Genomic DNA, 24,935 nt, shown 5'->3' on the forward strand with positions numbered 1-24,935 from the left:
TTTTTTTCTTTGGACAGGCTCTTTTTTATCGGCGTGGAATAAAATAGACTGAGGTAATCCATAGCTAATGGGCAGTGGAGTTTCCAACATAAAAAGGGGTAATGTTTAAATTGATTATTTTGAGGAGGGGGGAATCATTATGGAACGTGTGATAGATCAATGGAATTATGTACAACAGGATGTAAGTTACCAAGTTGTGAAGTTAGCAAAGGATAAAATTAAAGTAACTGTACAATGGAATTCAACCCCGACAAAAGGCCATAAAATTAAAATACAAGATGTAATCGTAATCGAAAATAAGATTAAAGTAGTTTACAAGAAAATTTATCCCAATGGGGATTCCATCAATTGTCAGGTAATTACCAATTCCACCGATAGTTGGGAAGGAAGTGTTGATGGAATTTATGAAGACTACACGGTTACTTTATCTGACAAAACTAATTAAAGGGGTATAAAGTCCCCCAGCTACTTTACTGGGGGACTATAAAAGAACTTTAATTAAAAGAACTTAAACAAAATGAATTTGAATAAAATGAAACTGTATTAAAATATTTCGGAAAGAAAGAAGTCAGTATATAATAGAGTATATAGAAAGAGGGTGAAGGTCTTATGTCCTTTTATAGTACTCTAGAGATAGAAAGTGAAGAAAATCCGTTAATTTCCTTTATCGGAGGTGGAGGGAAAACCTCCTCAATGTTTCAGCTGGCAAAGGAATTGAAAAAGCAAGGGAAAAAGGTTTTAGTCACAACCACAACAGCTATTTATAAACCCACCAAAGACCAATATGACTATCTGATGCTAACAGAAGAAGACAATATTGAAGAAAACAACATTGAAGAAAAACTCAATGATTATAGTGCTTTATCGGGAATTACTGTAATCGGGGGTAGGGTAAATACAGAGGGAAAAATGTTTGCTCCAGAGGTTAGTTTAATCGAAAAGTTAAAAGAAAAAAAGTATTTTGATGTAATCATCCTAGAGGCTGATGGAGCTAAAAAACTTCCTTTAAAGGCACCAGCAAACCATGAACCTGTCATTCCAAAGGGGACAAGTATCGTGGTGGCAGTAATGGGAATAGAAGCACTAGAGGGAAGACCTATAGAAGAGATAGTCCACCGATGGGAAAGATTTTGCCAGATAACCGGAAGTAAGGCCTATGAGAAGGTACAGGAAGACCATATTATAAAGCTAATTACCCATGAAGAAGGAAGTTTTAAGGGGGTAATAGATCAAGTAAATATAAAAAAATATCTTCTGATTAATAAAGTAGATCATCATCAGAGAAGAAGATTAGCTTTAAGTATCATAAAAAGGATAGAGCAGGAGGTATTTTTTCTAGAGGGGGTTATTATTGCCTCAATAATGGGACAACAATTTGAGTTAAAGAGATTCGTTAAGAGATAAAATAGTAGCATTTGATTTTAGGAGGGGCGAAGGATGATAAGTGGAATCATTATGGCTTCAGGTTTTTCTAGAAGAATGGAACAAGAGAAGCTTCTGTTACAACTTGATGGAGTGCCTTTAGTAGAAAGGGTTATTCAAAGGGCAAAAGCGTCAAATTTACAAGAAATTATTTTAGTCTATCGAAGTGAAGCCGTTGGAGCCATCGGATATCAATATAATCTAAAAACAATTCATAACCCTGATGCCCATTTAGGCCAGAGCATGTCATTAAAATTAGGTGTAAAGGCTGCCAACCCCAAAACCCAAGGCTATATGTTTTTTGTGGGAGATCAACCCTTTTTAAAAGTTGACTTTATCAATGAATTAATAGAAGCCTACTATCAAAAAAAACATGCCATCATCCTTCCCAGATATAAGGGACAGCAGGGGAACCCTACAATTTTCTCTTCATCATTAAAGGATGAACTTTTATCTTTAGAGGGAGATGAAGGGGGAAGAAAGATTATTAGAGCAATGGAGGTTAAAAAAATAAAGTATGTAGATTCCCAAGATCAACAAATGGGTCAAGATGTTGATACTTGGGAGATGTACCAGCAAATATTGGCTAGTTGTAAAAGTTGATGTAATGGGTCTACTTTGATATATTAGTAGTAGGAAAAGTGTTATGAAAATAGAGATCTTAATTAGTAAATGAAAGTAACTTAAATGTAACTACGAAATAGTTAAGAAATATTAAAAAAAGTTACAAAATGTGATATTAAATAGTAAATGAAAGTAGTCGTAGAAAGAAATAAGAGGTGGTAATATGAGTCAATTTGTACATCTACATGTCCATACAGAATATAGTCTTCTAGACGGCTTTACCACCATTAATAAAATGATGGATCGGGTAAAGGAGCTAGGGATGGATGCCGTAGCCATAACTGACCATGGTACAATGTTTGGCGTGGTAGAGTTCTATAAAACAGCCATTAAAAAGGGGATTAAACCCATTATTGGTTGTGAAGTCTATACAGCTTCTAGAAAAATTGAAGATAAAGACCCCGTTAGAGATAAGGGGCAAGGCCATCTTGTTCTATTGGCTAAAAACAATGAAGGCTATCAAAATATTATTAAATTAGTATCCATTGGATACATAAAAGGCTTTTACTATAAACCAAGAATTGATTATGATCTATTAAAAAAGCATAGTGAAGGAATTATTTGTCTTAGTGCATGTTTAGCAGGAGATATTCAGCAACTGTTACTTAGGGGGCTGTATGATAAAGCAAAAGACAAGGCACTAGAGTTGCAGGAGGTTTTTGGAGAGGGTAACTTCTATTTAGAGTTACAGGACCATGGACTAGCAGAGCAGAAACAAATAAACCCTCTGTTAGTAAAGCTTAGTAGAGAAACAGGAATACCTCTCGTAGCAACTAATGATAGCCACTACATTCATCGAGAGGATGCAGAAGCCCATGATATTTTACTCTGTATACAGACAGGGAAAATTCAAGAGGATGAAGAAAGATTAAAATTTCCTAATGATGAGTTTTACCTAAAGTCGACAGAAGAGATGGAGAATTTATTCCCCTATGCCCCAGAGGCCATCAGTAATACCGTTAAAATTGCAGAGGAATGTAATGTAGAATTTGACTTTAATACAATTCACTTACCAGAATATAGTTTGCCAGAAGGATTTACCGTTGAAGACTATCTAAGGAAGCTATGCTATGACGGTTTAGTTGCTCGATATGGGGAAGTAACTGAAGAACTTAAGGAAAGACTAGAGTATGAATTAGGAATTATTAAAGAAATGGGCTATACAGAATATTTCTTAATTGTTTGGGACTTTATTAAATACGCTAAAGATCATCAGATCCCTGTAGGGCCAGGTAGGGGAAGTGCTGCAGGGAGTATTGTAGCCTATACTTTGGGAATAACCGACATTGACCCAATTCGATACAATCTAATTTTTGAAAGATTTTTGAATCCAGAGCGGGTTTCTATGCCTGATATCGATATTGACTTCTGTTATGAACGTAGAGAAGAAGTAATCGATTACGTAAAGAGAAAGTATGGGGACGATAAAGTAGCCCAGATAATCACCTTCGGAACAATGGCAGCTAGGGCAGCTATTCGGGATGTTGGTCGGGTAATTAATATGCCCTATAACGAAGTAGATCAGATTGCAAAACAAGTGCCCTTTGCCATCGGCATGACCATTGATAAGGCACTAGAAATGAACCCGATTTTAAAGCAAATGACAATAGATGATGAAAATGCCAACTATCTAATTCAAATGGCAAAAAAGTTAGAGGGGATGCCAAGACATGCCTCCACCCATGCTGCAGGGGTGGTAATTGCAAAAAAATCCCTAGACGACTATGTACCCCTATATATGCATGATAACAGTATCACTACCCAATTTCCTATGGGTCATTTGGAAGAACTGGGTCTTTTAAAAATGGACTTTTTAGGTTTAAGAACCCTAACAGTGATTAAGGATGCTCTGTTAGCCATCGAAGAGAACCATGGAGTAAAAATTGATTTTTCTACCTCCACCTATGAAGACCCAAAGGTATACGAGCTAATTAGTAGAGGGGATACCCTAGGGTTATTCCAGTTGGAAAGTGCGGGAATGATCTCCTTTATGAAGGAGTTAAAGCCCAATTGTTTTGAGGATATTGTAGCGGGAATATCCCTTTATCGTCCTGGTCCTATGGATTCCATCCCAAAATATATTGAGTACAAGAATAATGCTGAAAAAATTAAATACAAACATCAAATGCTAGAACCGATCCTAAACGTGACCTATGGATGTATGGTTTACCAAGAACAGGTTATGCAGGTAGTTAGAGATTTGGCAGGCTATAGTTATGGTAGAAGTGATCTGGTAAGAAGGGCAATGGGTAAAAAGAAGATGGATGTAATGGAAGAGGAAAGACACTATTTCATCCATGGGAAAACCGATGAAGAAGGTAATATCGAACTACCCGGGTGTATTAGAAATGGTGTACCAGAGACCATTGCTAATGAAATATTCGACGAAATGATAGAATTTGCCAACTATGCCTTTAATAAATCCCATGCTGCTGCCTATGCTGTTTTAGCCTATCAAACGGGCTACTTAAAGGCCTACTATCCTGTAGAGTTTATGGCGGCTTTAATGACTAGTATTATGGGCAACAGCTCAAAGGTGGGTCAATATATCCAAGACTGTAAACGAATGGGGATCGAAATTCTTCAACCCGACATTAACTCCAGTTACAGTAAGTTTACTGTAGAAGGTAAGCGTATTAGATTTGGTTTAGCGGCTGTCAAAAATGTTGGGATAAATATGATTGAAGCCATTGTTAGAGCTAGAAAAGGTAGAGGAAACTTTATTAGTTTTTATGATTTTTGTCAAAAGGTAGAATCTAGAGATTTGAACAAAAGGGCGGTGGAGAGTTTAATTAAGGCAGGTGCCTTCGATTGCTTGAAGGTTTTTCGTTCACAATTATTAGCCATCTATGAAAGAGTACTAGAGGGGGTTAATCAAGACCGAAAACGAAATATCGAGGGGCAAATAGGGCTGTTTGATATGGCAGAAGCTGCCGATATTTCTATTAAAGAAGACCTACTACCCAATATTAGAGAATTTGATGAAAAAATAAAACTAACAATGGAAAAGGAAGTCATTGGCCTTTATATTAGTGGCCATCCCTTATCAGAGTTTGAAGCAGAATTAAATCGTTATGCCACTGCCAATAGTAATGACCTAGTAGAATTGGTGGAACATCCAGAGGAATCGAAACTTAGAGATGGACAAAGGGTAATTGTCGGTGGAATGATAATAGAAAAGGTAACAAAAACCACTAGAAACAATCAGCTAATGGCTTTTATTACCCTTGAGGATCTGTTTGGTACAATAGAGTGTATTATTTTCCCTAAAACCTATAGTAGGTTTATGGGTATCATTGAAACTGATAGATCAATCTTACTGGAAGGAACCCTTAATTTTAAAGAAGAAGAAGTACCTAAAATAATGGTGAATCGCATTAAACCATTGGTGAAGGAAGAATTAAGAAAACTAAAAATTATTGTTAAGGATGAAAGAAATTTAGTCTTATGGGACAAAATAAAACCAACCCTACAGCAATATAGTGGTAATGTACCAATTTATTTATCATTGGACTATTTAGAAGAGAAAAAGAAGACCGTTAGAGCCAAACGGGAGCTTTGGGTTAAACTGGAGGAGCCTCTAATAGACCATTTAAAAACTACTTTTGGTGAAGATTGTATTATAGTGGGTTAATCAGTAAACTTTGAGTGGGCAATTCTGGCGGAGGCGGCTGCTGCTATACCTGCAACCAAGTCGTCTAAAAAGGTATGTACTTTTCCGTCAGAATTGTTAAGGGTTTTAATAATTCCTATCTTTTCTTTATCAAGAAAGCCAAAATTAGTCAAACCTATTGTACCATAAACATTTGTAATACTTAGGGCTAAAATTTCATCAATACCATACAGGGAAGCATCTGTTTCAAGGATTTCTTGAAGGGGCTCCGGTAATAGTTTTTTCTCAGCATACATGTCAAGGACTACACCAGTAATAATAGCATGTTGAACTTCTCGTTTTGAGAGGACCCGATCAACACTCTCTTCACATTCTTTAATGGTGAGGGAACCATAGCTCGACTGTAGGTGATAAACTAGATCAGCAATATCTACAATTTTTACTCCTCGGTCGGCTAATAGTTGAATTATTAACTTTTTCAAAAATCATTCCTCCCTTTCGTCAATATACTATAGATAATAAATGAAAGTATATGTTATAATATGAGATATATTTAAAAAAGGGAACAATAATAAATCCTATAGACATACATAAAGCGAAAAGGAGGCCTAATAGAGATTATGTGGACAGTAGTGTATATGGCTAATTCTAAACAAGATGCTGAAAATATTCAGAAAATATTAGTGGATGAAGGCTTCTTAGTCAAAGTAAAACCTATCAGTAAGAACAATGTTGAAGGGACTTCGGAAGTTCTTGTTCCTAGATCAGAAGTGGAGGAAGCACATAACATTTTGATGCAAAGGGGGTTTTAATCCCCTATTTTTTAAAATAGATGTTTTAGTGGGATAAAATTACTGCCAGTGGGACACAAAAAGTCCCTGTGGTAAAAAGGAGGTAATAAGAATGAAAACAATAGGGGTATTGACAAGTGGAGGAGATTCACCGGGAATGAATGCTGCCATTAGAGCGGTGGTTAGAACTGGTATCTATAAAGGGCTTAAGGTAATCGGTATAAAGCAAGGTTATCATGGGTTGATTAATGGCTATATGGAGGAAATGAATCTATCTTCTGTGGCAGATATTATCCATAGAGGAGGGACAATACTTCAAACGGCTAGAAGTGAAGAATTTATGACAGAAGAAGGTCGTAAAAAAGCTGGCTATGCCCTTAAAATTTTTGGCGTAGATGGGGTTGTTGTCATTGGTGGTGACGGATCCTACAAGGGAGCAGAAAAACTAAGTGAATTAGGGATCCCAACCGTAGGTGTTCCTGGTACAATTGATAATGACTTAAGATACACCGACTATACGATTGGCTTTGACACAGCAGTAAATACTGTAGTCGATGCCATTGGTAAAATTAGAGATACCTCCACATCCCATGGAAGAGCAAATGTTATTGAAGTAATGGGGAGACATTGTGGAGACATCGCCCTTTATGCAGGGTTAGCAGGTGGGGCCGAAAGTATTATTGTTCCTGAGGAAACCTTTGACTTAGATAAAGTTTGTAAAAAATTAATAAAAGGTAGAAACAGAGGGAAACTACATAGTATCATACTACTGGCTGAAGGTGTGGGTGGTGGTATGGAAATTTCTAAAGAAATAGAAGAGAAAACAGGCATAGAAACCCGTGTAACCATTTTAGGACATATTCAAAGGGGTGGAACACCTACAGCCTTTGACCGAATTATTGCCAGTAAGATGGGGGCAAGGGCAGTAGAATTACTGGTAGAAGGCAAAAGCTGTCGAGCCGTAGGCGTAAAAGGCTTGGAAGTTATCGATGTAGACTTTAAAGAAGTTTTTAATGCAGAAAATAATTTTGATAAAAATAGCTATGAACTAGCAAACATATTATCTATTTAGAAGATGAGGGGGAGTTTTAATGAGAAAAACCAAAATCGTATGTACAATAGGTCCTGCCAGTGAAAATAAAGAGATCTTCAGTCAATTAGTGCAACAGGGTTTAAATGTGGCAAGGTTAAATTTTTCCCACGGAGACCATGAAGAACACGCCAAGAGAATCCATACAATAAAAGAAGTTAGAGAAGAACTTAATATTCCTGTTGCAATTCTGTTAGACACTAAGGGGCCAGAAATTAGAACTGGTAAATTTAAAGATCCAGAGGTATACCTAGAAGAAGGCCAGGAATTTACAATTACAACAAGAGACATTTTAGGTGATACGACCATTTGTGCAGTAAGCTACGATGGATTACCTAATGATGTAAAAGAAGGTAATTCTATTTTAATAGATGATGGTCTAATCGAATTAGAAGTAAAAAAAGTTGTTAATGAGACAGATATTTTATGTGTTGTGAAAAATGCAGGAGTTGTTAAAAATCATAAAGGTGTTAATGTACCAGGGGTGAGCATTAACCTGCCAGCTATTACAGAAAAGGATAAAAGAGATATCGAATTTGGTATTAAAATGGATATCGATTTTATTGCTGCATCCTTTGTAAGGAAGGCTGCTGATGTATTGGCTATTAGAAGGATTCTAGAATTAAATAATGCTGAACATATTCATATTATTTCTAAAATAGAAAACCAAGAAGGTGTAGATAATCTAGAAGAAATTATTGAGGTTTCTGACGGAATCATGGTGGCTAGAGGAGACTTAGGAGTAGAGATACCTACTGAAGAAGTACCACTAGTACAAAAAGAAATGATTCGTTTATGTAATAAAGCTGGAAAACCAGTCATTACAGCAACTCAAATGCTAGATTCTATGATTAGAAACCCAAGACCAACAAGGGCAGAAGTGACAGACGTTGCTAATGCTATCTTTGATGGTACTGATGCAATTATGCTTTCTGGTGAAACAGCAGCAGGAAAATATCCACTAGAGGCTGTAAGAATGATGGCTGATATTGCTAAGAGAACTGAAGCTGCCATCAATTATGAAGAACTATTAAAGAGTAAGTCAATTGAAAAAGAGATTACTGTAACAGATGCCATTAGTCATGCAACCTGCAGCACGGCAACAGATCTTCAGGCTTCTGCAATTATTACAGCTACTTCATCGGGCTATACTGCAAGAATGGTTTCTAAATTTAGACCAAAGGCACCAATTATTGCTGCAACTGTAAGTGAAAGAATTAGAAGAAGAATGACCTTAATGTGGGGTGTTTATACAGTATTAACAGAGCCCCTTCAATCAACAGATGATGTTATTGAAGTATCTGTTCGTAGAGCGTTGGAAAACAACCTAATTAGAAGAGGTGACTTAGTGGTTATTACTGCTGGTGTACCTGTAGGTGTCGTTGGAACAACTAACTTAATTAAGGTTCATATCGTAGGAGATGTTGTTGTTTCAGGAATAGGTGTTGGAAAAAAGGCAGTAACTGGTAAGGTTGTTGTTATTAATGATGCAAGTCAAAAGGATCAATTTAATGTGGGTGATATACTAGTTGTTCAATCTACCGATAAAGAAATGGTATCTTTAATTGAAATGGCAGGTGCCGTAATTACAGAAGAAGGTGGATTAACCAGTCACGGAGCCATCGTTGGATTACACTTCGGAAAACCAACAATTGTAGGGGTAGCCGATGCCACTAGCAAATTGAAAACAGGAGATATTGTAACTGTTGACTCAGCAACAGGCTTAGTCTATAGTGGTAAAACGAGAGTAATGTAGGTAGTAGAAGATATTTTTTAGGAGATAAAAAAACTTTTACAAAAACTTTACCTAAAGATAACACCAAAAATGGGGAGAAACCATATAATAGGGTATGAAGTCAATATCCCCCTTTATTTATTGATATTCATGGGTTTTACACTTTTTAGAACTTACGCTTTAGTAAGTTCTTTTTTTCTTTTTATAATGGTTTTATAAAGGATTCTTCTTCTTTAATATAGAATTAAACAATATAGCATTAAATTAAAGTACCTTTGTATATAATAATATTAGGAGGAATAGCGATGACTAGTCGAAGTGAAATAACCGTAAGATATGCCGAGACAGATCAAATGGGAGTTGTTTATCATGGAAACTATTTCCCTTGGTTTGAGATTGGAAGAACAACACTTTTAAAGGATATGGGATATTCTTATAAGGAATTAGAAGATGAAAATATATTATTACCAGTTACTGAAGTAACTTGCCAATATAAAGAGTCTGCAAAATATGATGATGTTGTTGAAATACGAACTAAAGTAAAGGAAATGAAGGGTGTAAGAATCACCTTTAGTTATGAATTATATCGAAAAGCAGATCAACAGCTATTGGCATCTGGCACTACAACCCATGCCTTTGTAAACAGAGCGTTTAAACCAATTAATATTAAAAAGCAGTTTCCAGCCTTTTATCAAAAGTTAATTTAAACTTGGGGGTGAGTTTGTGTTAGGTAAATTGATATTACTTTTTACCATCATACCGATCGTAGAATTGGCCTTAATACTTAAGCTGAATAGTTACATAGGTTTAAGCTATACTCTTTTAATTGTATTATTAACAGGAGTTGCAGGAGCATATTTAGCTAAAAAGGAAGGTAGAGGCATCTTAAATAATATTAAAATGGATATGGCCCAAGGAAGAATGCCAGGGGACGAGTTGGTAAATGGACTATGTGTGTTAATCGGAGGGGCCTTTCTTCTAACGCCAGGTTTATTAACAGATGTAACAGGATTTATTTTAGTAATCCCTTTTACTAGAGGAGTTTTAAAAAGTTTTATTAAGAGAAGACTTCGCCAAATGGTGGAGGATGGTACATTTACTTTTTACTATAGAAAGTAAGTAAATATACCTAAAGAGGGACAAAGGGAGGTTTTGTTTTGGAAATACGGAAACTGGGAAGATCTAACCTGCAGGTAGGGGTTATTGGCTTTGGTGGAATACCCATTCAACGGTTGGAGGAAGAAGATGCAAAAAAGATCATAGCTTTAGCAGGAAAAGAAGGGGTCAATTTTATCGATTCTGCTAGAGGATATGGAGAAAGTGAAAGATTGATTGGAAAAGGAATTGAAGGAAACCGAGACCACTGGATAATTGCCACTAAAACCATGTCTAGGGATTATGAAGCGATGAAAAGGGATATAGAGATTAGTCTAACTAACTTTGGGGTGGATACCATCGATTTATACCAATTTCATTTAGTTAAAACAAAGGAACAGTTAGATCAAATTTTAGCTCCCGACGGAGCCTATAGAGCACTTAAAGAAGCACAAGAGGCTGGAAAGGTTAGAGAAATTGGGATTACAAGCCATAACGTAGAGGTTTTAGAATTAGCTGTTGAAACCGATTATTTTTCTACAATACAATTTCCTTATAACATTGTTGAGAGACAAGGGGAAGACCTTTTTAGAAGGGCGGCTGAAAGGGATATTGGTGTAATTATTATGAAGCCTTTGGCTGGAGGTGCTTTAGATAATGGCAGTCTAGCCTTACGATTTGTTTTAGACAACCCAAATATTAGTGTTGTGATTCCAGGAATGGACAAAATAGAGGAAATTTATGAAAATGCTAATGTAGGGAAGACCTTTTCTCCATTGGTGGAGGCTGACAGAGTACGAATAAATGAAATTACTAAGCAATTGGGGACATCCTTCTGTAGAAGATGCGGCTATTGTTTACCCTGTCCTCAAAGTATTGATATACCAACTCAATTTTTAATGGAGGGATACTATTCCCGCTATGAATTACAAGATTGGGCAATTGAAAGATATGGAGGCCTGCCTGTTAAAGCATCCAACTGTGTACATTGTGGAATCTGTGAATCAAAATGTCCTTATAATTTACCAATTAGAGAGATGTTAAAGAATGTTGTAGAAAAACTTGAGGGATAAAATATAAATTAATGTAAATTATGGGTATAAAAATGGTATAATTGGAGTATAATCTCTAATAGTTAATTTTAAGCAATAAATCATGGGTTAACTGATTCTATTTTTTGAGCACAAATGTGCTCATTTTTTTTTTGTCCTTTCTATAACCAATAGGAAAGCTCTACTTTAATTATTTTAATATAAGAGAACTTTACCTATTGAGTTTCAATATAAGTAAATCACCAATTTAATTGGATTAAACTATGTATTGGCTTAGTTTCTTTATCTAAAGCCATCCTTTAAATCTTCTGGATGAAGACTTTGTTCTTATATGTCTCTACTATTTTTCAGTTTTCTTGTTTTCTTTTGTTTTCTACCCATAATAAAATACCTCCCAGAAGAAAGTCCATTTTAATTAATTGACTATCTGCTTAAGAGGTATCATGTTCATTAAGAACTATTTTTCAGGATTAATATATTTAGATGGCTTAACAGGATTTTGTAACTGTACACCACCAAAGGATGAAATAGGATTATTATTAACTTTAAAAATAACTGAATCAATATTATCTAATGATGTTAAGCTATAAAGAAGAGCTTCCAACATAAAGGCTTGTTTATGATTATTACTTGAATACACCTCAAGGAAGGCTTCGTTTAATTCTAAGGTTAAAACCCCATCCTCTAATGTATGGGATAATAACTCCACTGATGCTGGTATAGGTGGAATTACGCCATAACGATAGATATTAGGATTACCTTCATATTTTAGGTTGTTAAATACCGATTCAACAGTAGGCTGATTTTCATACAAGTAAATGGGGGCTAAGAGGACTCGATTATTTTCCGTCATTACCCCTACATAAGTTTTTTGTTCCTCTGATGGATAATGGGGTTTGTCCATGGTCATATCATGAAAACCAACTTCACGAATTTGTCCTCCAAAATAAAACTGTACGCCATTGACTTCATTTATTGAAGCAAGGGAATTTACAATACTATTAACAACAATATAAGAGCTAGCAGAAGAGATGCCATAGTTACTAACATCATTAGGTAAATAAACATTTGCAATACCCCTACTTAAGCTTAAACCAGAAGAAGGTGGTACATGGGAGCCTATAGGTAAACCTAATTCTTCTATTGGGCCCATCTGTAGGTTATTAATGGTAGCCCGTAAAGGCGTATTTGTATAAGGAATAATTCTAGTAATAGGGATTAGATTATTGTATTGGGGGTCTGGAAAGTATAGTAGTAGAGCTGTTTCATTTCGATTAATGGATTGTAGTGAGGGAATATAGTTATAATTAGTATTGAAGTTAAATGCTATATTTAGTGGTTCAATTTTTTCATCATAATCTTTAATAGTTGGTTTTATTTCTAAACGATAATCTCCATCGGGAAGATCGAGCTCTTCCTGTAAAAGACTAAATGTAAGTAATATTGAATCCTCCACCAATAGTTCTGAGGTGAAATCTGGTAAATTGTCTGCAATATCTAGTAGGTTTAGTTGCTGAATATGTAGGTTGTTATGATAAAGATCAATAGAAAAAGGATTGTTGGGATTAAAGTTTACTGGAATTGCCTTGCCATCTGTTGATAGAATAATAGCTACATCCCAGTTTGAACTGGAAATCTGGTTAAGCTGCACATCTAGCGATAAATTCCCTTTTGAGGTTGCCCCTATAGATAAGTTAAGGTCAATATCGATGGTATCGGCATAGAGGGGAATGCCAGATGCGATAAAACAAACAATTAAAAGCAAAGTAATATTTCTTGCCACACGAAACATTTCATCAACTCCTTGCTAGCTTGTCTACTCTTATCTATTATTATAAAATAATTGGTAGTAATGGTAAACCATTATTGTACAACAAAATCTGTCAAATTAAGATGAAGTAGTGTAGAATAGAAAAGGATATAATAAAATTAGTCATAAAAATACAGTTAATGATTTAGTTTACATAGAAATAAGGTAAAGTTGCTGAAGAAATTGAATCATTTTTTAGAGCTCATAATAACATAATCGAAGATACATTTATGTTATGGAATGATACAATTTCAGATCTGATAATATTGTGAAAAGGAGCTTAATAAAATGCTGGAAAAAAATAAAGTTTATGAATTAGAAATAGTAGATTTAGGCCATAGTGGGGAGGGAATCGGAAAAGTCGAAGGGTTTACAGTCTTTGTTGAAGGCGGCCTACCAGGTGACTTTTTAAAGGTAAGGACGACAACCGTTAAAAAGAACTATGCGATTGGAAAGTTATTGGAAATTTTAACCCCATCATCTACCAGAAGTAATCCCCCTTGTCCAGTTGCCCACCAATGTGGTGGTTGTCAAATAATGCATATGGATTATCAAGCCCAACTAGACATTAAAAGAAGTCGGGTAGAAGAAAATTTAAGACGTATCGGAAAAGTTGAAGCTAAAGTATTACCTACCCTTGGTATGGACAATCCTTATGAATATCGAAACAAGGCCCAGTTTCCTGTAGGGATGATGAAGGGAAGGGCAATTATGGGCTTTTATGAGAAGGGAAGCCATAATATTGTTGATACGCCCTACTGTCATATTCAACACCCTATAAATGAAAAAATCGTTAAGTTGATAAAAGAATATATTGAACAATATCAAGTAAGTGTCTATGATGAAGAGACGAAAAAGGGCCTAATTCGGCATGTCGTAACAAAGGTGGGCTATCAAACTGGCGAGATCATGGTTGTACTGGTGACTAATGGAAAGAAACTTCTCCACCAAGAGGAATTAATTAATCTATTAAAAGAAAATATAGCAGGTTTAAAAAGTGTTGTTCAAAACATAAATGATAAAAACACCAATGTGATCTTTGGTAGAGATACCATTACCCTTTATGGGGAGGACCATATTGTAGACTATATAGGAGACTTAAAGTTCAACATTTCTGCTAGGTCTTTTTTCCAAGTAAACCCTATGCAAACTAAGGTTTTATATGAAACGGCCTTAGAATATGCTGGCCTAAAGGGAGATGAAACTGTCTTTGATATCTACTGTGGGATAGGAACAATCTCTTTATTCTTAGCCCAAAAAGCAAAGAAGGTCTACGGGGTAGAGATTGTTGAAGCGGCCATTGAAGATGCCAAAGTAAATGCTGAGATTAATAACATGACCAACACTGAATTTTATGTAGGAGAAGCAGAAAAAATTGTTCCAGAGATATATAAAAAGGGGATCAAGGCAGATGTTGTTATGGTAGACCCACCTAGAAAAGGGTGTGAAGAAGCTGTTTTAGAGACTATTGTTAATATGGCACCTGAGAGGGTGGTTTATGTTTCTTGTAATCCTGCAACTTTGGCTAGGGATTTGGCGTATTTGCAGGAGAAGGGATATTTTGCTGAGGTGGTTCAGCCGGTGGATATGTTTCCGCATACGGCGCACGTTGAGACCGTCTGTCTGCTGACAAAAAAATAGATGTATAAGCCCTTGAAAACGGCGTATTTACAGTGTTTTTAGGGGTTTCATTATTTTTTGATGGCGGGTAAAGTTATAGATTTCGGGTGTGTTTTAAGAAAATAAGGAAAAAGAGATGGATTGTGCTCACCCATGTAAATGTAGTTTTGCCTTCAGGGTTCAGCCGTTTAGCAAAATATCTAATACTGAGAGGTTAAAAATCAAATCATCATATAGATGTTTCTGCAATAAAGCTCATATAAGAATCGAGCTATTTCATAAATAAATCTTGTGAACCTAAAGAATAACATTGATATATCTTGTTTTTTTGATAAAATGGAGATAACGTGCTATTCAATTTTGATTTCAAAAAGTGTTATCAAATATGAGGTGAAGGGATATGGCAATTAGTTATAAAAAATTATGGAAACTGTTGATTGATAAAGATATGAAGAAGAAAGACTTACAACGTTTATCAGGGGTTAGTTCAGCATCAATTACAAAGCTGGGAAAGAACGAGAACGTTAATACCGAGATTTTAGAAAAAATATGTATAGCACTGAAGTGTGATATAAGTGACATTATGGAAATGACAGAATTGGAAGAAAACTCCAATGGAAATTAAAAACAATTTGGCAGGTGAATCGTTTGATTGATTTAGGACAAGTTTTCACAAGTGAAAAAATTGCGGAATTTATGATATCTTTATTTACCATACAAAAGGAAGGGGCACTTTTAGATCCTTGTTTTGGGGATGGTGCTTTTATAAAAGCAGCAAAAAAATTTAACTTCAATAATATTGAGGGATACGAAATTGATAGTAAGTTATTTGATGAATCAAAATTAGACTTATCTTCTGCCAATTTATACAATGAGGATTTTTTATTATCAAAGCGACAGAAAAAATATGATGCAATAATAATGAATCCACCATATATTCGACAAGAGAAAATTGATGATTTAAAAGAATACGGTATTACCAAAGTGAATTTAAGAAGAAATAAGTTATTTTCTTGTTTGCCTGGAAACGCAAATATTTATATGTATTTTATTATTAAAGCAATCAGCTTGCTGAAAAAAAATGGTGAACTAATAGTAATATTTCCTAGCAGCTGGATAAAAGCGAAAAATGGTGAAAGGTTTAAGGAACATATAACAAGTAAGTGTACAGTTGAAAAAGAGATTCATGTTACAGGTGAAATTTTCGAAAAAGATGCTTTGGTGGAGGTTGTGGTCTTAAAATTAGTAAAAGGAAAGCATGAATTTTCTTGTACAGATGAGTATTTGGAAATGAAAAATGGTAATCTTATTAAGCGAAATTCTGGCAATGAGTCTATCGATTTTGGTTTTGATACAGAATTTATTGAATTAGCAAATATTAGAAGGGGATTGACAACAGGATACAATGAAATGTTTATTAACCCATCATTAATAGGAGAATATTCACACAGAAATATTTTCAATATTATTTCTACTCCTAAATCGATAGACGGGTATAGTACTAAAAATGCAAAATTAGATAAGATTTTAATTATAGAAAATGATTCGATAGATAAAGAGATACAAGATTATATTAATCATTACAAATTGTTAATTGTAGAAAATGGAAAACCCAAAACGCTTTTTAATAAGATAATGAAGGATGAGCGATGGTACACTCTTAAGAAGATTGATTCAAAAGGAATAATCTTCAGTTATTTTGTTAGAAATGACATGAAATTTGTGCTGAATGAAACAGATTATTTGGTAAGAGATAACTTTTATATTATATACCCAAAGATTGACAAGTTGCTTTTGTTTGCGTTACTAAACAACTATTATACCTATCTTCAGCTAGAATTGTCGGGTAAAAAATACGGTGCTGGACTACTTAAAATTCAGAGATATGATATTGAGAATTTACTCTTTCCGACTATTAATGAATTAGCGGAAACTGACGTCATTACTCTAAAAGAATTGTCAAAAAGAATAATTGAAGGTGAACAGAAATCATTAATTGAAGAGATTACAAGAATTATTTCTAAATACTCATTTGTACCGTTTGAGGAAGTAATTGATAAATATAGACATGAAATAAAGCATAGATTGGAGTGACATATATGAGCAGAAATGTAGTTAGTTTGTTTTCTGGTGGAGGCGGCTTAGACTTAGGTTTTAAAGTTGCTGGTTTTAATATAATTTGGGCTATTGATAATAATCTCAATGCTGTAAATACTTATAAAAAAAATATTGGAAATCACATCATTCATGAAGACATCAATAAGCTTAATTTAAATAGTATACCTAAGGCTGATATTGTTATTGGAGGTCCACCATGTCAGTCATTTTCACTTGCAGGTAAAAGAGATGTAGAAGATGATCGTGGACAATTAGTATGGAAATACATCCATATTATTGAGAAGATTAAGCCTAAAGCATTTGTTTTTGAAAATGTTACAGGACTTCAGTCAGCAAAAAACTCTAGTGGAGAAAAAGTTTTAGATTTGATAAAATTAGCGTTTCAAGATATTGGTTATTCAATAAGCACACAAGTACTTAATGCTGCTGATTATGGTGTACCACAAAAAAGAAAAAGGGTCATAATCGTGGGCCTTAAGGATGGAAAAGAATTTATATTTCCAAAACCTACTCACAGTGAAGATGGGCTTAGATTAAAAAAATATATTAGTGTGAAAGAGGCTTTAGATGACTTACCTGATGCAGTAAATAATGAAAATGATTTAGTGGATTATGTGGAAGCTCCTTATAATGAATACCAAAAAAAGATGAGATCCGATGGAGAAATATCAGAACACTTCATACCGAGGATGAGTGAATTAGATAAGTATATTATTTCGCATGTAAGACCGGGAGGGAATTACATGGATATTCCGAAGGATGTACCATCTGAAAGAATAAGAAGACTACAAAAAGAAGGAGGGCATACCACATGCTATGGAAGAATGCATCCTGAAGAGCCTTCTTATACTATTAACACTTATTTTAATAGGCCTAATGTAGGTTGTAATATTCACTACAAAGAAAATCGATTAATAACGGTAAGGGAAGCACTTAGGTTACAATCATTTCCGGACAGTTACAAAATAGTTTCCACTAGCAAACAAGGTAGAAACTTAATAGTTGGAAATGCTGTACCACCAATACTCGCTGAAGTGATTGCTAAGCAATTAATAAATTATTTAGATTAGGGGGGATTTTATGTGGATTTCATATTCAGATTCTGAGGTGTCAGTATTTCATCCATTATGCGAAGAGGCAATCAAAAATTCTTTGAAAAATTTAGGCTTGGAATCAACTTATAGAGTTATACATCATCAATTAACTGGTTCCTTAGAGATGGACTATGCCATTCAAAATATTACTACGGGTAAGTATTTATGTGTCGTTGAGGTGAAAAGAACACCAGCAGACATTAATAGTGCAAGATATCAGTTTCAAGCTATGTCTTATGTGCAAATGAATGATGCTGAGACCGAGAAGCCTTTTTACATCCTCACCAATTTAGAATATGCTTTTTGTTTTAGATATGATTCAACAAGGCCCAGAGTGTTTCAACAGATGCTAAAACCAGGACTTCATTCAGTTGGTGATTTTTCTAAGGATAGTCGCGATGAATTTGTAGATAAATTATCAAACTTTTTCTCAAAACAAATTGATGATTTTGTGAATAATAGATATGATTATTTGGTTACGTTGGAACAGTTTGCGAACCACATGGAGCGCATCAAATCGAATCCTAAATTATGGAAAAGTAGCTTGGCGGTTTTATTATACGAGTACATAAGAGGGTCTTTTACGTTCATTAAACGAAATGAACTACCTGATATTAGAGTTTTTAGAAATGACATTATTAGAATTTGTAACGAAGCAGCCAAGATAAATTTCAAGGAGATTTTTAATTATGATTCTAAACAGTTTGCGCCTAGTCCAACGGTAGATAATGATACACTAATCAACATATTTGATTTTGGTCTTCAAAATGTATCTGGAGATTCAGTAGCTGGAATTCTTCACCAAATTGTATCAGCTGGCCATGAACATGAAGGTGAAGTACCTACTGATTTAGAGTTAGGTCGATTAGTTTCAGTTCTAGTAAATCATGTACATGGAAGTATGACTAGTGAAACAATAGTGTGTGATCCGGCAGCAGGAAGTGGTAACCTTATTAGCGCTGCCATAGATGTATTGGGGTTAGTTCCATCTCAAATCGTAGTAAACGATTGGAATACCCAATTACTTGAGTTGTTGTCCTTGAGACTAGGACTGAATTATGTAAGGACTATCTCTTTGACTAATTCACCATTAATAACGGGAGAAAATGTTGTTGATTTGGACAAATCATACTTCGAAAGCATTGATGTAATTATTATGAATCCACCTTTTGTTGCAGGCATAAACTGTGTTGGGAGAAAACAAGAATTTTATAGAAAGATAAAAAGAATTACTGGTAAAGATGCAAAATCAAAGATTGGTCAAATGCCATTAGAGGCTGTTTTTCTTGAATTACTGACACTACTTTTAAAACCAGGAACAACTGTTGCCTGTATATTTCCAAAAACTCATCTATTAGCTAGGGGTGTTGAAGCTAAAGTTATTAGAAATATCATGCTTAATAATTTTGGTTTAAGAGCCGTATTTAATTACCCTGGAGGAGAAATATTTAGTGATGTAGTAAAAGATACTTGTGTACTTATTGGCAAAACAATGGAACCAAGTGAAAATATTGAAGTTCTCTCTAGTTATGAAGAGATTCCAAATATTGATCTTCATAGATTTCAGAGAGCACTTGATTCACAATTAAATTTAAATTTTAGTTCAATCATGCCTGGGATAGTTGGTAAATCAATTTCATACGAAACATTAAAAAACAAAATAAATGATGGTTGGCGAGAGTTAAATAGTGAAATGGTAGAAGCAATAAATTTCGTGCGTCAAAATATCGAAATGTCACCTCATTTTGAGAAACTTAAAATGAAAGATTGGAATATTAAAAGAGGCCCTGCTGGAAATATTGGTGGGAGTGATTTAGTTTTTTTTAGTTCTAGAGAAGAATTAAGGAGTAAATTTCTATCTAAAGGTGTTAATCTTAAACCTGCTATGAGAAATGCCAAACTTGATAGTTTTGTAGTAGGAAATGGAGATGCTGAATTCTTAGATATTTCGTTAAATAGTGAAAATCTTATTGAAGAAATTGTTGATGAGTATATGATTCTACCAGCTCGGAATGGTAGACAGCAAAGGCAAACTAAGTCAAAAGAGCAATGGTTGAAAATTTTGGAACGTGAAAGTAGAGGCAAATTTGGTGCTAACTCTGTATTGATTCCAAGAGCTATACGGAGAATTGGTAGAATATACTTATCTGAAACTGAGATATTTGTTTCAACTAATTTTGTAGTATGCACTTTAGATTCATACACTGAAGCACTATTATTATCTACCTGGATGTCCACTATTTTTTATCAATTAATTTGTGAAGTTTCATCTAAAGATCAAGAAGGAATGAGAAAAATGGAAGTTGAAGATATATACGATACTTTTGTTCCGGATTTAAGTATTGTTGATCAAGCAACAATTAACAGACTAGTTAGTGAAGTGACGTCATTGGAGTCACTAGATTTGCAAAGGCCCACAATAAGAGAGATTGATAAAATTTGGGCTGAAATTTTGTTTGGTACGAATGCAACGGTCATTGTAGAAGAAGCAAGAAGACTCTTAGAATTTGCAGCAAACAGAAGATCTTCTTTGTAGCTAAAATTATAACTTTTTGTAGTGTACAGGCCTGGAAGTATAGCTTTCAGGTCGTTTTGTTTTACAGATAAAGAAAAAATACATAACGCACTTGACAAAAAAGAGTTAATATGTAAAAATAGAAAACAGATAATAGAAATGAGGTGGTTGTGTTGGACGGTATCAAAATCAATGAAAATCTATTGCGACGAATAGTTCGGTGTGTGGATAAAGCCGTTGCAGATGATGTTCCTCAGTACTTGAGAGAACACTACAAGGAAACAAATAACGCTGTAGCTCACTTGAGAGGTGACTTCATAAATGATAATTTGAAAAACCTCGTGGTCAGTGGTGATATTGAGTTGTTACCATTCAATCGTTCGAGCTGGCAAGGAAGAATAATCGTGGATCATGGAGAAAAAGTGACATATACGGTTACAACGCAGCAGACCCTGCGGTCAATTCCTAAAAAGCAAAGAAACAAACCCCATTATCTACATACACTATTATATAAAGAAAATGGCGAGTATGAAGGTGAGGGGAAGCAACTTACATTGATGGATATGTATCCTTTTGAAATAGAGGATTTAGAAAGAGATTATGAAACCATTGTAAATGGTCGTATTAGCCCCGAAGATGGGTATGTTCACTATGTTATTGCATATGAATCACAGAATAGTGAATTAATCGATATACAGTTGGAATTCTTGGATAAAGATTTCAATACCATCACAACCGCATCTCTGAATGAGCACATAAAGCCGGACTTTGCACGGCTTACAGATGTCGAGCTTGTTGATGAGGGCTTTGATGACAATATTGAAGCTGAGGAAGAAGGTTTAGTATCTATAAAACCAGGCCTTCGACCAAAACTAAAGAAAGGTCAAAAACAAGCCTGACAAATAATTAGTCAGGAGATGAGAGATCATGGATAAAAAAATATTTAACGGGAAGCGCTTAAAAAATGCTAGGTTGTATAGAGGGTTGACGCTTACTGAACTTGCAAATCGGACTGATATAAGTAAACAGTCAATTTCTCTTTATGAAAATGAAAAGAATGTCCCGGAGCATCAACGAGTGCAAAAACTTTCAGCTGAACTTAATATCCCATACGATTTCTTTTTTCAAAAAGACAGCTTTGAGACCATTACCGATGTTACTTACTTCAGATCATTGGCAAGTGCGACAAAGCTAGATAGAACCGCTCAAAGTATAAAATTGGATTTTGTTGCTAAAATGTATGAAGTACTCTATGAGTATATTGATTTTCCAGTATTAAATATACCCAATGTTGAATTTGATGGGATAGATGATGAATGCGATGACCAAGGGCTTGAGGAAACACGAAGTCAAATAGAAGAGATTTCAATTAAGGTAAGAGAGCTGTGGGGATTGGGAGATAACCCAATTAAAAATTTACAATTCACTTTAGAAAAGAATGGGATTATCGTTACTGGTTTCAGCACAGAAGAGGATAAGATAGACGCTTTTAGCCAAAGAACAATCATTGGTAATCAAGACATGTTTTTTATTGCTTTATCACTTGGCACTAGACCAGAAGGGCGTATAAATTTTGACATGGCTCACGAACTGGGGCATATATTGTTGCACCCATGGAGTGAGAATCTAGAGTTAATTACTAAAGAAGAATTTAAGGCTCGTGAAAAACAAGCTAATATGTTTGCAAGTGCGTTTCTTTTACCTAAGACAAGTTTTGCAAAAGACATTCAAGCTTACCCAACAGATTTGAAATATTATCAGTTCTTAAAAAAGAAGTGGAAAGTATCAATTCAAGCAATGGCTTATAGAAGTCATCAGCTTGGAATAATTTCAGACAACCAATTTCAGTACATGATGCGCCAAATATCTAAGAATGGGTGGAGAACTAAAGAGCCTGGTGATTTTCCACATAAATTGAATGATAATATTTTTCAAGGGGCTATTAATCTTCTCATAAAAGAAGAAATAGTAGATCCCAAAAAACTACTACAAGTATTTAAAAAACACGGTATAACACTTTACCGTCAAGATATCGAAGACCTTCTTCATCTTAAAGAAGGAACATTATTCTTCGAAGAGGAAAAGCCTAAGATTATTCAGCTCAAACGTCCATATGATGAAAGTGGAGGAAGTGAATAGGCATAAGCGTAGCAGCTTCCTATAATGAATCTTATGGAACTTTTGTGCAGATTTTGCAGAGAGGTTTCATTATTGATTTGTTATGAGGAGCTGCTTTTTTGTTTGTGGTGTTGTTATTAATTTATCACTCCTATTAAAAGCAATAATCCTTATTGTTCTGGGGGTGATCACATGTGTATGCTTAAGGAGGAGTGGTATTGGGGAAATTACATACTTTCAAGGTATTAATTGAAGAGCAGTGTTTTGATGATATATTTGAAGCTCTAAATGCTTATATAGAGCAAAACCCGGACAAGTTCGCAGGAGAATCTAATACAATTGATGACCCTGATGAAGCTGAACTATCTGATATGAGAATGCAGTTTGTAACGGTCCATGAACACCCGAATAACCATTTGAAATTTGAAGTGGTTGTATCTGCTGAAATTGAAATATCACAAAGAATGCCACATAGTTATAGTGACAGTGATGGCATTACACAGTGGTTTTCAGTAGAATGTTCAGCGGAGCTTAAAGATGGACTTAATCATTTTCAGATATACGATATTGAAATATATTACAGACATAAACAGAAGAAAGAAGGAAAGCTGTCAGAATACCTCGTGCCTATAACGTACAAAGAGATGCTGGATGATGTGGCAGAGGATTTCTTGTCAAGACATTACCCTGAAGCTTTAGAAAAGCCGGTACCGATAAAGGTGGAAGATTTAGTTGAAAGAATGGGTCTTTCAATAGAATATATCCATCTATCAAAGACGTGTACTGTATTTGGTCAGATATACTTTGCGGATGCTGAAGCGAAATTCTATGACAGCGAAGATGGAGTATATAAGCAGAAGGATGTTCAAAGAGGCACTATTATAGTTGACCCCAATGTATTCTTCATGAGGAATGTTGGATCCGTTAACAATACTATTATTCATGAATGCGTACATTGGGATCGACACAGTCTATTCTTTGAATTGGAGAAGATATTCAATCCTATTTCAAAAGCTATAACCTGTCAGGTTAAGGAAGGCAAGAAAACTGAGAATGACGGTACTCCATACGAATGGATGGAGTGGCAGGCTAATCATCTAGCGCCAAGAATACTAATGCCAGCCAAAACTACAAAACAAAAGATTGAAGAGCTTATTGAAAAAAATGAGAAAATCCTTCCAGATGCAAAACGAGTTGATATCATAGAATCCGTGATTTTTGAGTTGAAGGAGTTTTTTGGTGTTTCAATAATGTCAGCCAAAATTAGGATGATTGATTTAGGATATAAGGAAGCTGAGGGGGTTTATACCTATGTGGATAATCACTATGTACTAAACCACAGCTTTGAGTTAAGCGCTCTTCAACGGGGCAGACTTATACAATCAGTGCACAGGATGCTTTGATAGAGTATGCTACGAATCTTAATTTTAGAGCAATTATTGATTCTGGTAGTTATGTTTTTGTAGACAATCATTTTTGTATCAATGACAGCAAGTATATAAAATTTGATGAAATTGGCTCTCCAAAACTAACTGATTATGCTCTCCAGAATATGGATGAATGCTGTTTTGTATTTGATTTCAGGCTTAGAGATAATAAAGATTATGGAGTCCAATATTATTCAGAGTGTACACTGTTCAAAAGCGCAATTTCAAACAAAATTGTCGAAACTTATTATGATCCCTCTGAACATAATGATGAAATTGTTCAAAGAGCAATGGATTTGAGAGAAACGGTTGCTGATATCGTCAAGATCAGAAATTCATTGCCGGCCGAGTTCTCAAAAACCCTTAAAGCCCACATGAAAAGAAAAGGCTGCACAGTTGAAAAGCTTGCTGAACTATCTTTGATTGGTCCTAAAACTATCCAAAGGATGAGAAATGAAGAAGATTACCCTGTTGAGATGCATCATGTTGTTGCTCTTTGTGTAGGAATGCAATTGCACCCGATATTCAGTAGAGACTTACTGAAAAAGGCGGGGAAGAGTTTTAAAGGTACTGAATTGCATATAACATATGAGCTGATCATCGATTCTCTGTACCCTGAGTCCATTCATTATTGTAATGAAATCCTTAATGATAACAGCTTACCCCTACTTGGAACAGAAGATTTGAAATAAATTTTAACCTAACCGGACACAGCATGTCCGGTATTTTTTTGTCTAAAATCAAGGCTCCTTACAGATTGCGATTTTTCAATTGCACCTGTAAGGGGCTTTTTTTTGCGTTAAAACCGGAC

The 24,935-nt window shown here is 35.0% G+C and carries 21 protein-coding genes; 19 read left to right on the forward strand and 2 right to left on the reverse strand.

Features of this window, described 5'->3' with window-relative positions; all coding sequences use genetic code 11:
• Positions 1-139 precede the first annotated feature (139 nt).
• The 4 genes from T335_RS0105930 to T335_RS0105945 all read left to right on the forward strand — a co-directional run bounded on the left by T335_RS0105930 (position 140) and on the right by T335_RS0105945 (position 5,680).
• Positions 140-445: a hypothetical protein gene (locus tag T335_RS0105930; protein ID WP_026476720.1), complete on the forward strand. Its 306-nt coding sequence runs from the start codon at positions 140-142 to the stop codon at positions 443-445.
• 164 nt (positions 446-609) lie between these two features.
• Positions 610-1,404: a selenium cofactor biosynthesis protein YqeC gene (gene yqeC / locus T335_RS20020; protein WP_051569164.1), complete on the forward strand. Its 795-nt coding sequence runs from the start codon at positions 610-612 to the stop codon at positions 1,402-1,404.
• Between the two features lie 33 nt (positions 1,405-1,437).
• The gene (mocA, locus tag T335_RS0105940) at positions 1,438-2,025 is read left to right on the forward strand and encodes a molybdenum cofactor cytidylyltransferase (protein ID WP_026476721.1); all 588 of its coding nucleotides are present in this window, start codon (positions 1,438-1,440) and stop codon (positions 2,023-2,025) included.
• A gap of 184 nt (positions 2,026-2,209) precedes the next feature.
• On the forward strand, positions 2,210-5,680 hold the full coding sequence (locus tag T335_RS0105945; RefSeq protein WP_026476722.1) for a DNA polymerase III subunit alpha: 3,471 nt from the start codon (positions 2,210-2,212) through the stop codon (positions 5,678-5,680).
• Here the strand turns inward: T335_RS0105945 and T335_RS0105950 are convergent.
• Entirely contained in the window at positions 5,677-6,141 is a 465-nt protein-coding gene (locus T335_RS0105950) for a phosphatidylglycerophosphatase A family protein (RefSeq protein WP_026476723.1), read from the reverse strand. The genes T335_RS0105945 and T335_RS0105950 overlap by 4 nt on opposite strands.
• Positions 6,142-6,279: 138 nt before the next feature.
• On the opposite strand from T335_RS0105950, the gene T335_RS0105955 reads away from it, so the two are divergent.
• From T335_RS0105955 to T335_RS0105980, 6 genes are all read left to right on the forward strand, one after another.
• On the forward strand, positions 6,280-6,471 hold the full coding sequence (locus T335_RS0105955) for a hypothetical protein (protein WP_026476724.1): 192 nt from the start codon (positions 6,280-6,282) through the stop codon (positions 6,469-6,471).
• Positions 6,472-6,562: 91 nt separating this feature from the next.
• Entirely contained in the window at positions 6,563-7,522 is a 960-nt protein-coding gene (pfkA, locus tag T335_RS0105960) for a 6-phosphofructokinase (protein WP_026476725.1), read from the forward strand.
• A 19-nt stretch (positions 7,523-7,541) separates the two neighbouring features.
• Entirely contained in the window at positions 7,542-9,296 is a 1,755-nt protein-coding gene (gene pyk / locus T335_RS0105965; RefSeq protein ID WP_026476726.1) for a pyruvate kinase, read from the forward strand.
• A gap of 284 nt (positions 9,297-9,580) precedes the next feature.
• Entirely contained in the window at positions 9,581-9,982 is a 402-nt protein-coding gene (locus T335_RS0105970) for an acyl-CoA thioesterase (RefSeq protein WP_026476727.1), read from the forward strand.
• Between the two features lie 16 nt (positions 9,983-9,998).
• A complete protein-coding gene (locus T335_RS0105975; protein ID WP_026476728.1) occupies positions 9,999-10,394 on the forward strand; it encodes an FxsA family protein in 396 nt (131 codons plus the stop codon).
• Positions 10,395-10,432: 38 nt separating this feature from the next.
• Entirely contained in the window at positions 10,433-11,443 is a 1,011-nt protein-coding gene (locus tag T335_RS0105980) for an aldo/keto reductase (protein ID WP_034327811.1), read from the forward strand.
• Between the two features lie 436 nt (positions 11,444-11,879).
• On the opposite strand, the gene T335_RS0105985 is transcribed toward T335_RS0105980, so the two are convergent.
• The gene (locus tag T335_RS0105985) at positions 11,880-13,214 is read right to left on the reverse strand and encodes a GerMN domain-containing protein (protein ID WP_026476730.1); all 1,335 of its coding nucleotides are present in this window, start codon (positions 13,212-13,214) and stop codon (positions 11,880-11,882) included.
• A 306-nt stretch (positions 13,215-13,520) separates the two neighbouring features.
• Here T335_RS0105985 and rlmD point away from each other — a divergent pair, with 306 nt between their 5' ends.
• The 9 genes from rlmD to T335_RS21555 all read left to right on the forward strand — a co-directional run bounded on the left by rlmD (position 13,521) and on the right by T335_RS21555 (position 24,816).
• A complete protein-coding gene (gene rlmD / locus T335_RS0105990; protein WP_026476731.1) occupies positions 13,521-14,873 on the forward strand; it encodes a 23S rRNA (uracil(1939)-C(5))-methyltransferase RlmD in 1,353 nt (450 codons plus the stop codon).
• Between the two features lie 379 nt (positions 14,874-15,252).
• Positions 15,253-15,477: a helix-turn-helix domain-containing protein gene (locus tag T335_RS0105995; RefSeq protein ID WP_026476732.1), complete on the forward strand. Its 225-nt coding sequence runs from the start codon at positions 15,253-15,255 to the stop codon at positions 15,475-15,477.
• Between the two features lie 23 nt (positions 15,478-15,500).
• Positions 15,501-16,946: an Eco57I restriction-modification methylase domain-containing protein gene (locus T335_RS0106000; protein WP_026476733.1), complete on the forward strand. Its 1,446-nt coding sequence runs from the start codon at positions 15,501-15,503 to the stop codon at positions 16,944-16,946.
• A gap of 5 nt (positions 16,947-16,951) precedes the next feature.
• Positions 16,952-18,040: a DNA cytosine methyltransferase gene (locus T335_RS0106005; RefSeq protein ID WP_026476734.1), complete on the forward strand. Its 1,089-nt coding sequence runs from the start codon at positions 16,952-16,954 to the stop codon at positions 18,038-18,040.
• A 10-nt stretch (positions 18,041-18,050) separates the two neighbouring features.
• Positions 18,051-20,600 (forward strand): BpuSI family type II restriction endonuclease, encoded by a 2,550-nt coding sequence (locus tag T335_RS0106010; RefSeq protein WP_026476735.1) that lies wholly within the window; start codon positions 18,051-18,053, stop codon positions 20,598-20,600.
• A gap of 152 nt (positions 20,601-20,752) precedes the next feature.
• A complete protein-coding gene (locus T335_RS0106015; RefSeq protein ID WP_026476736.1) occupies positions 20,753-21,478 on the forward strand; it encodes a DUF5986 family protein in 726 nt (241 codons plus the stop codon).
• Between the two features lie 28 nt (positions 21,479-21,506).
• Positions 21,507-22,718: a helix-turn-helix domain-containing protein gene (locus tag T335_RS0106020; protein ID WP_026476737.1), complete on the forward strand. Its 1,212-nt coding sequence runs from the start codon at positions 21,507-21,509 to the stop codon at positions 22,716-22,718.
• 197 nt (positions 22,719-22,915) lie between these two features.
• Positions 22,916-24,100, forward strand: a complete 1,185-nt coding sequence (locus T335_RS21550) for an ImmA/IrrE family metallo-endopeptidase (RefSeq protein ID WP_051569165.1) — start codon at positions 22,916-22,918, stop codon at positions 24,098-24,100.
• Complete coding sequence (locus tag T335_RS21555; protein WP_051569166.1) at positions 24,097-24,816, forward strand: helix-turn-helix domain-containing protein; 720 nt, start codon at positions 24,097-24,099, stop codon at positions 24,814-24,816. Before T335_RS21550 ends, T335_RS21555 begins: the two co-directional genes overlap by 4 nt.
• Positions 24,817-24,935: the final 119 nt, after the last annotated feature.

This window comes from Alkaliphilus transvaalensis ATCC 700919, from assembly GCF_000621485.1.
Classification (GTDB): domain Bacteria; phylum Bacillota; class Clostridia; order Peptostreptococcales; family Natronincolaceae; genus Alkaliphilus; species Alkaliphilus transvaalensis.